Origin of the sequence: Methanoculleus frigidifontis (assembly GCF_030464345.1) — an archaeon.
GTDB lineage: Archaea > Halobacteriota > Methanomicrobia > Methanomicrobiales > Methanoculleaceae > Methanoculleus_A > Methanoculleus_A frigidifontis.
Map to the genome: position 1 here is coordinate 268,003 of NZ_VCYH01000002.1, position 15,300 is coordinate 283,302.

General features: G+C 63.6%; 6 protein-coding genes. All 6 read right to left on the bottom strand.

Annotated elements, in window-relative coordinates:
- Window positions 1-91 precede the first annotated feature (91 nt).
- The gene (locus FGU65_RS04230) at window positions 92-1,546 is read right to left on the bottom strand and encodes a PAS domain-containing sensor histidine kinase (RefSeq protein ID WP_301663165.1); all 1,455 of its coding nucleotides are present in this window, start codon (window positions 1,544-1,546) and stop codon (window positions 92-94) included.
- Between the two features lie 282 nt (window positions 1,547-1,828).
- Window positions 1,829-4,744 carry a chemotaxis protein CheB gene (locus FGU65_RS04235; RefSeq protein ID WP_301663166.1) on the bottom strand — a complete coding sequence of 972 codons (2,916 nt, stop codon included), beginning with the start codon at window positions 4,742-4,744 and terminating at the stop codon, window positions 1,829-1,831.
- 104 nt (window positions 4,745-4,848) lie between these two features.
- A complete protein-coding gene (locus FGU65_RS04240; protein WP_301663167.1) occupies window positions 4,849-7,851 on the bottom strand; it encodes a chemotaxis protein CheB in 3,003 nt (1,000 codons plus the stop codon).
- 358 nt (window positions 7,852-8,209) lie between these two features.
- On the bottom strand, window positions 8,210-11,590 hold the full coding sequence (locus FGU65_RS04245) for a PAS domain S-box protein (protein WP_301663168.1): 3,381 nt from the start codon (window positions 11,588-11,590) through the stop codon (window positions 8,210-8,212).
- Between the two features lie 526 nt (window positions 11,591-12,116).
- On the bottom strand, window positions 12,117-13,121 hold the full coding sequence (locus tag FGU65_RS04250; protein WP_301663169.1) for an exonuclease/endonuclease/phosphatase family protein: 1,005 nt from the start codon (window positions 13,119-13,121) through the stop codon (window positions 12,117-12,119).
- Between the two features lie 364 nt (window positions 13,122-13,485).
- Window positions 13,486-15,177: a sensor histidine kinase gene (locus FGU65_RS04255; protein WP_301663170.1), complete on the bottom strand. Its 1,692-nt coding sequence runs from the start codon at window positions 15,175-15,177 to the stop codon at window positions 13,486-13,488.
- Window positions 15,178-15,300: the final 123 nt, after the last annotated feature.

Consider the following 15,300-nt stretch of genomic DNA (forward strand, 5'->3'; position numbering starts at 1 on the left):
CCTCCGGTACGATCGAGAAAGTTCACCGTATTTTGACAGGTGCGAGGGCGACCCCATACCGGAGCCGGCACACTCCTTCCGCGGAGACCGCTCAGCCCTGCGGCGCGGCCGTTTTGAGCGTGAACCGGAACGCCGCCCCTTCCTCCGGCCGGCCGCACGCCCGATCCTCGACCCAGATCCTGCCGCCGTAGCGCTCCACGAGCGTCCGGACGATAAAGAGCCCGAGACCCTGGCCGCGGCCGGAGGCTCTCCCCCGCTCGAACCGGGTGAAGAGCCGCTCCTTCACCTCGTCCGGCACCCCGGGCCCGGTATCCTCGACCGAGACCAGAACCTCCCGGCCCCGCTCCTCCACCCGGACGGTGACGGTGGCATCCGGGCCGCCGAACTTGACGGCGTTGCCGACGAGGTTCGTAACGATCACCGGCAGAAGGCTGTCCGCCAGCACGCTGACCGGCGTGCCGTCGTACCGGATCGCTGCATCGGGGAAACCTGCCACCTCCTCCCGGATGACCGCGTCGAGGTTCACCGGCACCAGACGGCCGGGTTCCTGCTGCACCCGCCGGAGGGTGGCGACGTTCTGCAGGATCTCGCTGCTCCGCTCAATACTGTCGTGCAGTTTCTCCACGTGCGGCTTTACATTTCCCCCCACCAGCTCCATCAGAAGGTCGGCGTACATGCTGGAGACGTTGTTGGCGTTCCGGACATCGTGGGTCATGATGTCCAGGTAGATGTTCGCCTCGTCGCGTGCCGCCTCGAGTTTTCTGCTCTGCCGGACAAGGTCCTCGGTGCGGCGGATGAGGGCTTTTTCCGCCCGCTTGCGCTCGGTGATGTCCCTGACCATCCAGCGGAGCGATGGAGCCGCGGCCTCCTCAAGGCGCACCGCCGCGATGCTCACGGATACGCAGACGGGCTCTCCCTCAAGCGGCCGGAGGCGCAGCTCGACGTCCTGCTGGGGCTTCCCGTCCGCTGCCCGGGCAATATGGCTCCGAAACTCCTCGCGGCTCCCCTCCCCGATAAAGTGGACGAGATTGCGGTCCTGCAGGCTCTCCTTGTGGACGGCGAGGAGCAACGATGCGGCACGGTTCGCCTCCCGGATCGTCCCGTCCGGGTCCGTCTCCAGGTAGCCGTCCGGGGCTGCGTCGAAGAGATCGTAATAGCGCCGGCGCTCCGTCTCGGCGGTTCTCCGGGCAGCGATAAGCTCCTCTTTCTGCGCGGTGAGCGTCTCGTTGATCTGGTGAAGCTCCTCGTTTGTCAGGCGAAGTTCCTCGTTCGCTGCGGCCAGCTCTTCGGCATACGTCCGGACCTGCTCCAGCGCCTCCCGTGATTCGTGCCGGTGGCGGCGTTGGCACTCCTCCGCCTGCTCACGAAGCGTCGTGTTCTCCCGCCGGAGGTCTTCGACGGTCCGGGAGTATTCCTCCGACGCTTCGTCCAGAAGATCCCGGACCGCGGCGAGCCATGCGGCGCAATCTCCCTCGTTCTCCCGGAAGATCGCCTGCAGGCGCTCCTGCTGCTCCTCCTTCTTGTGTAGCAGGTTCTCTGGGTTCATGAAAACGACCTGAAACGAACCACCGGCCGGAGCACCGGAAGGCCGGACATCGGCGATCAAAAGGGGATCTATCAGGGAGTCATATATACCTGTGGTTGATCCAAAACCGTCGGCGGTCCCGGGGATTGTACCGGCTCTCTTCGCCGGAAACGGGCGCAGGGCAGAAGATGCGCAGGAACGAGATGTGTGAGCGCGAGCGGATCGGCGGCGATGTTGCGGGATCGGTCGGGTGCGGACATACGATTTCTCGGATTCGGCGTGCGCGGGATTGCCGGCCGGCGCTCACCCGGACGCCGGCCGCCCGCTCACGTCCTCGACGGCGAGGAGGATCAGGCCGGGCCCGGCATCCGGACGGATCGACCGGGCGGAGAGCCGCATCCTCCGCCGCCCGATCCCCACCTCGGAGCCTTCGATCTCCGTCTGCCCGGAGGCGACCTCCTCGAGCAGCCTGCGGAGCTCCGTGGTGTCCCACTGCCGGTTCCCGAGATCGGAGAGGAGGTGCCCTTCCGCCTCCCCGGGAGCGAGCCGGAAGAGCGTGGAGAACGAACGGTTCGCCGAGACGATGCGGAGATCGGCGTCCAGCACCGCGAGGGGTTCGTGGACGGTGGCGACGACGCTCTCCGCGTACGTGCGCGCGCGGCGGAGGGATGATTCGAGGTCTTTGAGCGGAGCAATGTCGATAAACGTGACGACCACCCCCTCGATCCGGTTCTCCTCCGTCCGGTAGGGCACGATCCGCATCTCAAACCACCGCCCGTCCCGGGTCTGCACCTGCTTTGTCCGCACCTGCAGGGAATCGAGCACTTCCCTGACGTCGGCCCTGAGCCGTTCGTCTTTCAGGTTGACCGCAAGATCGGTGACCGGCCGGCCGACGTCGCCGGACTGCAGGTTGATGATCGGCCGGATAGGGTCGGTGAACCGCCGCACACGGAGGTCTTCGTCCAGGAAGAGGATAGGTATCCGCGTGGTCCGGAGCAGGTTCTGCATGTCGTCGTGCGTCTCCGAGAGCTCCTCGATCTTCTTCTGGTGTTCGGCGTTGACGGTCAGGAGTTCCTCGTTGAGGGACTGCAGTTCCTCTTTGGAACTCGTCAGCTCTTCGTTCGTGCTCTGCAGTTCCTCGTTCGTGCTCTGGAGCTCCTCGTTCATAGACGTGAGCTCCTCCCGGGAGGCCTGCATATCCTCGATTGTATACTGGAGCCGGGCTCTCGTCTCCGCGAGTTCCTGCTCGAGGGGCGTCATACGGTCGTTCCCGGGAGTGTCGCGATCGGGTGCCTCTTTCGGAGCCGGCTCCCCGGGCGGCTCTTCAAGGTCCTGGAAGACGATACTGTAGAGCATCTCTCCTCTTCCCGCCCGTCTCCCGACCGGCCTGGCCGTGAGCAGGACCCGCCGCTCCCCGCCGTCCCCCCGCACGGAAACCCCCTTCTGAACGAATCGCTGTTTCTCCCGGACGGCCGCGTCGAGGACGGATTCCAGCGCGTCCCGGATCTCACCCTTCGCCATCGCAAAGACGTTCAGCGTCGCCCTTCCGGGCCCGGGTTCCAGGTACCTGCCGGTTCTCCCGTGGAAGTAGAATATGTCGCCGTTTTCGTTCACGATAACGGCCGGGGGGGCGAACTCCTGCAGCAGCCACTCCCGGGCGAGTTCGGAGGCTGCCTCCTCTTCCCGTGCAAAATCCCGCGTTTTCGGTTCCGCTGCCGCAGGGGGCGTGAGCACCGCCGGCAGCTCGAGCCGGGGCGCCTGCGGAGGCGTGACGTCCCGCCGCTGGAAGATCTTCCATCTGCTCTCGACCGTCCTGAACGCGGCGCCGGACCCGGCAACCGATTCGGCCGTCCCGAGGAAGAGGTACCCGCCCGGGTTCAATGCGTACTGGAAGAGCGGGATCAGCCGCTTCTGCAGATCCGCCGAGAGGTAGATGAGGAGGTTTCTGCAGGAGAGGATGTCCAGGTGCGTGAAGGGCGGGTCCGAGATGACGTTCTGCGTGGCGAATATCACGCTGTCCCGGATCTCCTTGCGTATCCGGTACCGGCCGTCCTCCTTCACGAAGAAGCGTTCCAGCCGGCCGGGAGAGATGTCGGCGGCGATGTTGGCGGGATAGATCCCGTGCCGCGCCGTCTCGATCGCCCGCCGGTCCACGTCGGTCGCAAAGATCTGCACCATGTCCGGCCGCTCCAGGGCGTCAAGGCACTCCCGGAGCACGATCGCCATGCTGTATGCCTCTTCTCCGGTCGAGCAGCCCACGACCCAGGCCCGGAGCACGCTTCCTTCCGGCTTTGCAGGGATCAGATCGCTGATCACCTCCTCCTGCAGCGTATCCCACGCCTCCGGGTCGCGGAAGAACCGCGTCACGCCGATCAGAAGTTCGCTTGCAAGGATCTCGATCTCGTGCGGGTTCTCCTGCAGGAACCGCACGTATTCTCCGATGCTCGGGATCTGGTGTATGGCCATCCGCCGCTCGATGCGCCTCCGGATAGTGCTCCGCTTGTACTGGGAAAAGTCCTGGCCGCTCTGCAGGCGGATGAGGGTAAAGATCTTGCGCAGTTCGGCCTCGATCCGGGCTGTGGCGGGCTGCTCCCCCGCAAGAGCCGTGATGGAGAACTTCACGTACTGGACGAGCAGTTCGGGGAGCCTCTCCGCCGGGGCGATGTAGTCGACAAGGCCGGTGGCGATCGCGCTCTCCGGCATGCCGGTGAATTGTGCCGAGTCCGGATCCTGCGCCATCACCATGCCGGTCCGCTCTTTTACGGCGCGGATCCCGAGCGTCCCGTCGCTCCCCGTGCCGGAGAGCACGATACCGATCGCTTTCCCGTTCTGGTCCTCTGCGAGGTGCTGAAAGAAACCGTCGATGGGCATCCGCATGCCGTGCGTCCGGACCGGCTCCAGGTGGCCGATGGTGCCGTGGAAGATGGAGAGATCCGCCGCGGCGGGTTTGACGTACACCGTGTCGGCCTCGACCGTCATGCCGTCCTCGGTCTCCCGCACGGGCATGGCGGTGAACCGCCGAAGGATCTCCGGCAAAAGCCCTTTCTGGGCCGGATCCATGTGCGTGATCAGCACGAACGCGATCCCGGTATCGGGGGGCATCTGCGTGAAGAACAGTTCCAGCGCCTCCAGTCCCCCTGCGGATGCACCGATGCCCACGATCGCCAGGGGTTCGCGCATCTCTTTCGGTTCGTCCTCTGTACGCTCTTCTTGGATCATGCGTGCCCCCAGAACTCCCTGCTGCCGCGCCCAGCATCCCGAACGGGCAGACTGTGGAAGGTATGTTCGCGGTGAGCGGCAATGAACCCTTCCGCATCCCCCGCTTACCCGGCATCCTGCGGCTTTTGCCGCTCGCTCACGTCCTCGACGGCGAGGAGGATCAGGTCGGGCCCGGCATCCGACCGGATCTGCCGGGCATTCAGCTGCATCGTGCGCCGCCCGATCTCCGGGAAGTCGTGCTCCACCTCGTAGTCCTCGAGCTCCGTCTGCCCGGGCAGGATCTCTTCGAGCAGCCTGCGAAGGTCCGGGATGTCCCACTGCCGGTTCCCGATATCGTAGAGGAGGTGCCCTTCCGTCTCTTCGGGAGCGACGCGGAACATCGTGTAGAACGAACGGTTCGCCGAGACGATGCGGAGATCGGCGTCCAGCACCACGAGGGGCTCGCGGACGGTGGCGATGATGTTCTCTGCGTAGGTGCGGGTATACCGGAGAGACGCCTCGAGGTCTTTGATAGAGGTGATGTCGACGAAGGTGACCACCACGCCCTCGATCCGGTTCTCCCTTGTGCGGTAAGGCACGATCCGCATCTCGTACCACCGCCCGTCCCGGGTCCGCACCTGCTTGGTCCGCATCTGCAGGGTGTCGAGCACCTCCCGTGCGTCCTGCACGAGGTCCGCATTCTCGATGTCGATCATGAGATCGGTGATCGGCCGGCCCACGTCGCCGGCCCGCAGGCTGACGATCCGGGTCACGGGCTCGGTGAACCGCCGCACCCGGAGGTCTTCGTCCAGGAAGAGCATGGCTATCTCGGTGCTCTGCAGGAGGTTGCGCATGTCGTCGTTGGTCTGCGAGAGTTCCTCGATCTTCTTCTGGTGTTCAGCGTTGACGGTCAGGAGTTCCTCGTTGAGGGACTGCAGTTCCTCTTTGGAACTCGTCAGCTCTTCGTTCGTGCTCTTCAGTTCCTCGTTCGTGCTCTGGAGCTCCTCGTTCATGGATTTGAGCTCTTCCTGGGAGGCCTGCATGTCCTCGACCGTGTGCTGGAGCCGTGCCCTGGTCTCCGCAAGTTCCCCTTCGATATCCGAATGCCGGGCTTCTTTCGGGCGTTCTTCCCGCCGGTTATCCGTCGGCTGCCCGTGCTCCGGAACCGGTTTCTGCACCGGTTCGAAGACGACCACGAGCAGGTCGCTCGCTCCTTCGTGCCGGCGGATCGGGCGGACGGTCAGGCGGATCACCTGTTCGTCCCCGTTTATCCGTATGGAGACCGGTTCCCGCACGATCACGCGCTTCTCCTGGGCTGCGGCCTTCAGGGCGAAGGTGAGCGGGTAGTGAAGACCCTCGCGTGCCATCGCGAAGATGTTTAAGGTCGCCTTGCCCGGATGGGGTTCCAGGAACTTCCCGGTCCTCCCCTGGAAGTACAGGATATCGCCGTTTTCGTCCACGATGACGGCCGGCGGGGCGTACTGCTCCAGCAGCCACTCCTGGGCGAGCGCGGCGACGGAAGGCTCCGCGGCACCCCTCCGGGTTCCGGGCTCGCCCGCCTGCAGCCCCGCCGGCGGGGCGGTGAACGCGTGGGGCAGTTCCAGCCGGATGTCCATCCCTTCGGGTGTCGGCATGCGCCGGTAGATCTTCCAGGCGGCATCGATGGACCTGAAGTATTCCGGCGGCTCCGGGGCGGCGTAATCGATGCCGAGGAAGAGGATCCCGCCGGGATTTAAGGCATACAGGAAGAGGGGGATCAGCTTCTGCACCACGTCGGGACTCGTGTACAGGAGGAGACTGCGGACGTCGAGGATATCCAGGTGGAGGAACGGAGGGTGGGTCAGGATGTTGTGCTGGGCGAAGACGGTCTTCTCCCGGATCTCCGGGCGGACCTGGTAGGTGTTGTCCCCCTTGGTGAAGAAGCGTTCCAGCCGCTCGGGAGAGACGTCGGTCTCGATGTTTGCGATATACGTGCCGTCCCGCGCCTCGACGACCCGGTCCCGGTCGATGTCGGTCGCAAAGATCTGGTAGCGGACTTCGTCGGTTCTGCCGAGCGACGCGATCGCCTCCTCAAGTTCGATGGCCATGCTGTAGGCCTGCTCGCCGGTGGCGCACCCCGAGACCCAGACCCGGAGCGTGCTGTCGTCCGGTTTCGACCGGATCAGGTCGGGCAGCGCCTGTTTGCGGAAGGTCCCCCATGCATCCGCGTTCCGGAAGAACCAGTTCGGGCCGGTGGGGATCTCCTGCGCGAGAATGTCGATCTCCCGGGGGTGCTCCTGGACGTAGCGCATGTACTCCTCGATCGTCCCGATCCGGTGCAGCCCCATCCGGCGCTCGATGCGGCCGCGTACGAGGCTCTCTTTGAACATCGAGTAATCTTCCCCGGTCCGCGACCGTATCAGGGCGAGGATCTTGGAGCGGGCCTTCCCGTACTCCCTCCCCTCACGTTTCGCCTCGCGGATGCCGTGGTAGGAGGCGATGTACTCGCCGAGCAGTTTCGGGAGTTTGTCCGCCGGCGCGATGTGGTCGGCAAGCCCGGAGACGATCACGCTCCGGGGCATGCTCGGGAACTCCGCGGTGACCGGGTCCTGCACCAGCACCGTCCCGAGCCGCTCTTTTAAGGCGCGAAGACCCAGCACGCCGTCGTGTCCCATGCCGGAGAGGAGGATGCCGACCGCCTTTGAGTCCTGGTCCTGGGCCAGCCAGCGGAAGAAGTGGTCGATAGGGAGCCGCATGCCCCGCTGCCGGGACGGTTTTTCGAGGCTGAAGGTGCCCCCGGAGATGCCGAGATCGGTGTTCGGCGGGATCACGTAGACGCTGTCCGGCCGGATCTGCATGCCCTGCTCTATCTGCATCACCGGCATTGTGGTGTGCCGCTGGAGGATCTCGGGCAGCAGGCTTTTGTGTTCGGGGTCCATGTGGGTGACCACGACGTAGCCCGCCCCGAGGTCGGGGGGGGTGTGCTTGAAGAAGACCTCAAGGGCATCCAGCCCGCCGGCCGATGCCCCGATGCCGGTGATGATGAAAGGCCGCTCTTCCGGCGGCGCGGTCACCTCTTCCGGTGCCACGGCCTTCTTCGGCCCGTCTTCCGGGTCGGGTTCGCCCAGTTTTGCTTCTTTTTCTGTCATTGCCCGGCCACCTCCGCCCTCCGGGGATTTCCCATGAGTCGTACCTGGGTACCACGGGTTCATAAGACCTCCGGGTCAGGGGTACTTGCGCAAGGGAGGTTGATCAAACCGGGCCTTTGCGTGAATAGGCTCTCCCTTTTCTGTCTGTCTGCGTAGATTGCGGGTTTTTCGCAAGAACTCCGGCGGCGTTGCGGCCGAGGTTGCTCCCGGTGGTCGCTGCAGAACAACTGCCCTCCCCCCGGGAGGGGAGCGGGCGGAGGGGGGGAAACGCTCCCGGCCAGGTGATGGAAAAATGAGGATGGCGTAGCGCATTCAATACAGCGGCAGGAGATCGGAAAATGTTCCATCCCAGGCCGTTTCACGCGGCTTTTCGAAGCGTGAACCGGAACACCGCCCCTTCCTCCGGCCGGCCGGAAATCCGATCCTCGGCCCAGATCCTGCCGCCGTAGCGCTCGACCAGGATCTGCACCAGGTACAGCCCGAGGCCTTCGCCGACGCCCCGTTTCTTCTGCTCGTAGCGGTGGAAGATCGCCTCCTTGTCCGCGTCCGGCACGCCCGGGCCGGTGTCCTCGACCGAGACCCGGACGACCCCATCCTCCTCTTCCACCTGTACAGCAATCTCGACGCCGGGACCGCCGTGCTTGACGGCGTTGCCGATGAGGTTGGTGAAGATCACGGAGAGGAGGTCGTCGCCCCGGACCTGCAGATCCGCTCCGCCGTAGAGAACGGTGCTGTCCGGGAAGTGATGGAGGACTTCCCGGATTGCCGCATCGAGATCCACCGGTCGGAGTTCGAGGTTCGTCCGGTGGATCCGGCGGATGGTGGAGACGGCCTTTAAGATCTCAATGCTCTTCTGGACGCTGCGCTGGAGCTTATGCACATAGTCGATCTCTTCCTCTCTCCCCTGGAGCGAATCGATCAAGAGGTCGGCATAGAGGTTCGAGACGTTCTCGGTGTTGCCGATGTCGTGGGTGAGGATGTCGAGGTAGAGGTTTGCCTCCCGGTTTGAGACCTCCAGATCGCTCTGAAGCCGGGTGAGGTCTTCGGTCTGTCGCCGGAGCGCTTCTTCGGCCTGCTTGCGCTCGGTGATGTCGTCAAAGATCACAATGGCGATGGTGATGGTGCCCTGGGCATCGCGGAGAGGGACCGAGGATACAAGCAACGGCAACCGCACGCCGTCCTCCCTTTCAATGAACATCTCGACATTGCGTACATTCTCTCCGGCCAGCAGTGAGCGTCTTACCGGCATCTCTTCGAGCGGGAGCGGCGTGCCGTCGGGTCGTAGGGCTTTCACTTTTGCTGCGTGTTCCTCAAGGTCAAACCCCACATGGTCCAACCCATAGAGCTCCATCGCCCGCCGGTTTACATATGAGAAAGTGCCATCCGCTTCAACGAGAACGACGGCCGAAGGGATGGCCTCTATGATGGTCTCCAGGCGTCTTTTGGCCAGTTTTATCTGCTCGTTAGCCTGTAAGAGCGCTTCTTCGGCCTGCTTGCGTTCGGTGATATCCGTGAACACGCCAAAGGAGCCGGCATAGTTCCCGCCCCTATCCCACTGCGGGGTTGCCGATACCAGAACCCACCGGGCGGTGCCGTCCCTGTGCTTCAGGCGGCACTCGTACCTGCCGCGAAGACCGTGCTGCCGCTGTGCCTGTTGGGCGGCATGGAGGGTCGGCATGTCCTCTTCAAAGAGGAACTCCGGCAACGGCTTTCCAATCATCTCATCGACACGGTAGCCCAGCATCGCTGCCATCGCAGGATTGACACGCAGGGTGCTATGCTGCTTATCCTGTTCCCAGATTCCCTCATTGGCAGTCTCGATGATCGTCCGGTAACTCTCCTCGCTCTCCCGCAGCGCCTCTTCCACCCGCTTCTGCTCGCTGATATCGTCAAAAACCACTACCCCATACCTGATGGCACCGCACGCGTCCCGAACGGGTGTGGAACTGACCTGAACTACTCCCTGGGTTCCATCGCCCCGGAGGATCTCGATCTCCTCGTCCAGCACCACCTCGCCGGTGGTTAAGGATCGGGAGAGGGGCCACTCACCAATCTCGTAGGGACGCCAATCGAGATGGAATCCAGAGCGATCCCAGTCCTGGAGGACGGATTCCTGATGAGGGAACGGCATGCCCCAGATCTCTTTCATCCGCTGGTTGGTGAGGACGATCTTTCCGCTCGGCGCCTCGGCAATGATCACACCCGCCGGCAACTGCTCTAAGACCGTCTGGAGTAACGTGCGTTCATTCTCAATTGCATGGAAGAGGCTCTCCCGCTCCTTCTCGGCCTGTTTGCGCTCGGTGATATCGCTCGCCGTCCCGAACCATTCAACGATCTCGCCGTTTTCGTCCAGTATCGGGATCGCCCGCGAGTGTGTCCAGCCCAGGGTGCCGTCCACGCGCAGGACACGGTGTTCCAGTTCACAGATGCTCTTCGTCCGGATGGCCTCGCTGATCACCTCCAGCACATCCGGTTGGTCGTCGGGGTGGATGTATAGGTCAATCCAGGCACTGTCCGGGCTGTCCGTGTCGGGGATGAACTCTTTGCCCTCCAGATGGCGCATCTCACGCCAGTCCGGACTCGTACGGTAGACAACCTCCGAACTTGCGGTCACGAAGGCGCGGAACCGCTCCTCGCTCTTCCGCAGGGCCTTTTCTGCCTCCCTGCGTTTGCGTATGTCGTTGAAGAGGATGCCGACCCGCCGCTGCCCGGGATCGCCGGTGCGAAAAGCGTAGACGTCATAGTAGTGGCCGAGCGCACAAGCAGGATTTTCGAAGCGCACAGGCTCGCCCGTGAGGGCGATCTTCCCGTAGATCTGAAACCAGTGTTCTTCGTGCTCGGGGGCGATCTCTCGCATCCGTCGCCCAACAGCGTCCTTGATGCCGGTCTGCCTCTCGAACGCCCGGTTCGTCTCCAGGAACCGGTAGTCGACCGGGCAGTCTGCTTCATCAAACAGCACTTCGATCACACAGAAGCCTTCATCAATCGCTTCGAAGAGCGTGCGGTACTTCTCTCCGCTCTCCCGCACGGCCTCTTCCATCCGCTTCCGGTCGGTGATGTCCCGCACCATCCAGCGGAGCGACGCGACGTCAGCCTCCTCCGGGTGTACCGCTGCAATGCTCACGGATGCGTGCACCGGCTCTCGCGCAAGCGGCTGAAGCTGCAGTTCAAAGTTTTGGCGGGGTCTTCCGCCCGCTGCCCGGGCAAGCCGGGTCAGGAACTCGTCCCTGCTCCCCTCCGCGACGAAATGGATGAGGTTGCGGCTCTGCAGGCTCTCCCGGTGGACGGCGAGGAGCGACTGCGCGGCTTGATTGGCCTCCCGTATCGTTCCATCCCGGTCCGTCACCAGGTAGCCGTCCGGCGCACCATCAAAGAGATCGGAGTAGCGTCGCCGCTCCGTTTCGGCGATCACCCTGGCTGCACTCAGCTCGTCTCTCTGCGCGCTGAGTACTTCGTTGATCTGGTGAAGCTCCTCGTTTGCCAGGCGGAGTTCCTCGTTTGCTGCAGTCAGCTCCTCCAAGTATGCCTGGGCCTGGTACTCATGCCTGTGGAGGCCGCGGCATTCCTCCACACGCTCCTGCAGGGCGGCATTCTCCCGCAGGAGCGCCTCGTTTTCTTTCCGGATCTCCTGCGTCCGCTCGTGAACAAGCCGTTCGACTTCGGTGGAGATATCCTGCGCCGCTTCGTCCTGTCCGGTGGGGCTGGAGCTCTTCTGTGTGGTTCGTGGGGGCGCCGGCATCGGGGACTCCTCCTTACTGAAGTATCAAGGGCTTTCTCATGAGCTTTAATAACGGTAGCTCTCCCGGTCTCTGTAGTCATCAAGAATGGTAAACTTTCAAGCAGCGTCCGCTTTTTCTGATCTACTGGTACCCCGAGTTGTGCATGCGAAGAGCCGGATTTTGACCGTCGGACGATCGGGCGAGCTTTTTTGCTCGCGCTGCTCGCTTCGGAACAACCGCCCTGCTCTTTTCGTGGTGTCCGGGAGCACGGACGCCCTCACTCACCCGGCACGATCTTGCGAGCACGTCCGGCTGCTCTCCGCCCGCCGCTCGCATCGCCGGCTCAAGGCCAGGGCATGCATCAGGGCTGATGGATCCCACCTGCGCCCCGCACTACCGGTTACCAAACACCCGGGAAAAATGCCCGGAGAGCACCCCATCGCACCACCGGGGGCGTGAGGGCGGCAGTCCCCCGCCACAGGGGGTGCCGGCCACCTCACAACGAGATCCTGCACTCCCGAAAACCCCCCAAAAAAGAGTATCTCTTCAATCCCCGTCGCGTCCCGTCCAGAAGACCGCATACACCGGGTAGTGGTCCGAGACCGCTTCCGTCATCGTCTGGTTCAGCCCATAGGCTGTGTCGAACCGGAAGACCCCGGCCTCGCCCGCATAGTCGGTGCCGGCGCCGTCGGTGATGATGATCCGGTCGTAGGTGGCGTTCGTGCTCTTCGTGGTGGTGTCGAGGTCGTTGGTGATCAGCCAGGTGTACTCTTCGCCCTTCATCGTCGTGGCACCGCTCTCGTTGAAGTACGACCCGTCGGCGTTCAGGTCGCCCAGGACGATGAAGTCCTGCTCTGCAGGGTAGATCCCGCGGGCGTAGTCCACCACGGCGTCGAGGGCATCGATCTCCTCGGCGGCCTCGTCCGGGTCGGTGTGGACGACGATGGTGACCGCGTCGAAGGTTCCGTCACGCGCCGCGAACGGGGCGATGAACGGCTGGCGGTGGAACGGGTCGGTGCCCTCCGGCTCCGGGTAGGTCGCGCCGGGCGCCGTCAGCGCGATGGTGCTCCGGTCGTAGAAGTAGGCGTACTGCTCCTTGCTGCTCGTCCGGCCGAGCCGCTCGCTCTCGATGTAGGTGTAGTCGGAACCGTCGGCGTTCACGGCCTCGAGGAGTGCCGGCAGGGCGGTGCCGGAACTGTCCCGGACCTCCTGGACGGCGACGAGATCGTAGGTCCGGATGATTTGGGCGAGCACCTCCATCACCTCGGGCTTTCCGGCCTTCGTGACGCCGAAGACCTGGATGTTGAAGGCGCCGATCCGGATCGTGCCGTTCGCCGCCGGCGGGGCTCCGGTTACGGTCGGCGTCGGGGTGGCGGTCTCCTCCAGGGTCGGGATGACGATCGGTGTCGGTGTCGGTTCCGGTGTGCCGGGGAGGGTTGGCACCGTGATATCCGGCACCGAGACGTTGACCGTGCACCCTGCGGTGCAGGTGATGAGCACTATGAGCACTGCACAGATGGGCAGCGCCCGGGAGAATGGAAGTCTGGTCATTGTTTCACACTACGCGGTGCAACGATAAAAATAGAGGGCGTTTGGTCAAGCAACACTTAAATATCAGCAATTCCAGCCGGATCCGGCGAAAAAAGCACCTTCACAGAAGCCCTCGCTCGATCGATCTCGAGCCGGCCCATACCCGACGTCGTCCAAAAATCACCTTCGCTCATACGGCCGCTATGGCCTCGCGATCCTGCCGTCTCCCGGCAATCGGAGCGCGATACGGCGGCTATTTTCAGAGCCTCCATCCGCCCGCAGAACCCTTCGTTAAAATCGAAAAAGAACGCCAATTTGCCCGCATTTCGGTACGTGCGAGGGCGACCCCATACCGGAACCGGCACACTCCTTCCGCGGAGACCGCTCAGCCCTGCGGCGCAGCCTTCTGCAGCGTGAACCGGAAGGCTGCTCCTTCCTCCGGCCGGCCGCACACCCGATCTTCCACCCAGATCCTGCCGCCGTAGCGTTCGACCAGGATCCGCGCCAGGTAGAGTCCGAGACCTTCCCCAACGCCCCGCTTCTTCTGCTCGTAGCGGCAGAAGATCTCGCTCTTCTCATCGTCCGGCACGCCCGGGCCGGTGTCCTCGACCGTTACCAGCACCTCGCCGTTCTGCTCTTCCACCCGGACGGCAACCTCGACACCGGGACCGCCGTGCTTGACGGCGTTGCCGATCAGGTTGGTGAAGAGTATGGGGAGGAGATCGTCTGCAAAGACCGGGTGGTTTGCCCCGTTGCAGAGAACGATGCTGCCCGGGAAGTCCCCGATCGCCCCCTGGACAGCCGCATTCAGATCCACCGGTCTGCATTCGGGGTTCGTCCGGTGGATCCGGCGGACGGTGGAGACCGTCTTCAAGATCTCAATGCCCTTTCGGATGCTGCGCTGCAACTTCTTTGCCCGCTCCGCCGCCTCCCCGTCCAGGGACTCGATCAGGAGGTCGGCGTAGAGGTTCGAGACGTTCTCGGTGTTCCCGATGTCGTGGGTGAGGATGTCGAGGTAGAGGTTCGCCTCCCGCTGGGCGTGTTCAAGATCCTCGTTCAACCGGGCAAGGGTTTCGGCGTGGCGCAGCAGAGCCTCCTCGACCTGTCTGCGGCAGGTGATATCCCGCTGAATTGACCCGACGCAAAACCCTCGCTGGGTGGGAGTTACGAAGACGTTCTGCTGGACGTGGCGAACGCCTCCCTGCGGAGTACGTATCTGCACGTCCAGAAGACGATTGAGGTGCGGATAGGTACCGTCCTGCAGCACCCTTTCCCACAATGCACGATACCGTGCGCGCTGGTCCGATCTGGCCCACTCCTCATTCACAACCCGCGACTGGATCTCCCATGCCGGCTCTCCAAGCACATCCCTGGCTTTCAGCCCGGTTATCAGTTCCATGCCCATGTTCCAGGTAGTGATCCGCCCTGCTTCGTCGGTAAAGAGAATGCCATCCATGGATTTCTCAATCAGGTTCCTCAATTGCTCGTCGCGCTCCAGGATGGCTTCTTCCGCCAGCTTGCGCCCGGTGATATCCGAGATAACGGCGACGCCGAACCGCGGGGCGCCTCCAGCACAGGTAACGGGCGCAGAACTGACCTCAAGGAATCCGGCGGTGCCGTCCGGCCGGGTGAATGCGATCTCTTCGCTCGCGACGCTCTCCCTTTGGGCGATCGACCGGGAGAGCGGCCACTCTTCAGGCGTGTACGGCTGCCCGTCAGGATGAAACCCGAGCTGCCCGAAGAGATCGCAGGCTGCCTCAGCCGGGAATGGGTGATGCCGCAGGATCTGATCTGCCTTCTCATTGCTGAGAATGAGCTCTCCTGACGGTGCGTCGACGACGATCACGCCGGCCGGCATCTGGTCGATCACGGCCCGGAGCATGGCACGCTTGTTCCGAACCCTGTCCAGAAGCCGGTCGCGTTCCTCTTCGGCGTTCCGCGCGCGTTCGTCAAGTGCGTCGAACTGGTCCGCAAGGGTTTCGATGAGACGGCGATCGGCAGGATCGGCTTTTTCCCAGAGGCGCTGCAGGGTAGTCGGCAACCGCTCGCCGGAGGACATCACCCCAGATCTTTTCATTGGTGTACGCTTCGATCATCACCGTTCCCCATTATGGCCTTTCCGATCCGGACCCGGCGTACTCCCGGCCGCTGCACGGGGAAAGAGATGGGTGTGGGATACCTGTACAAAGAAAGATAAAAT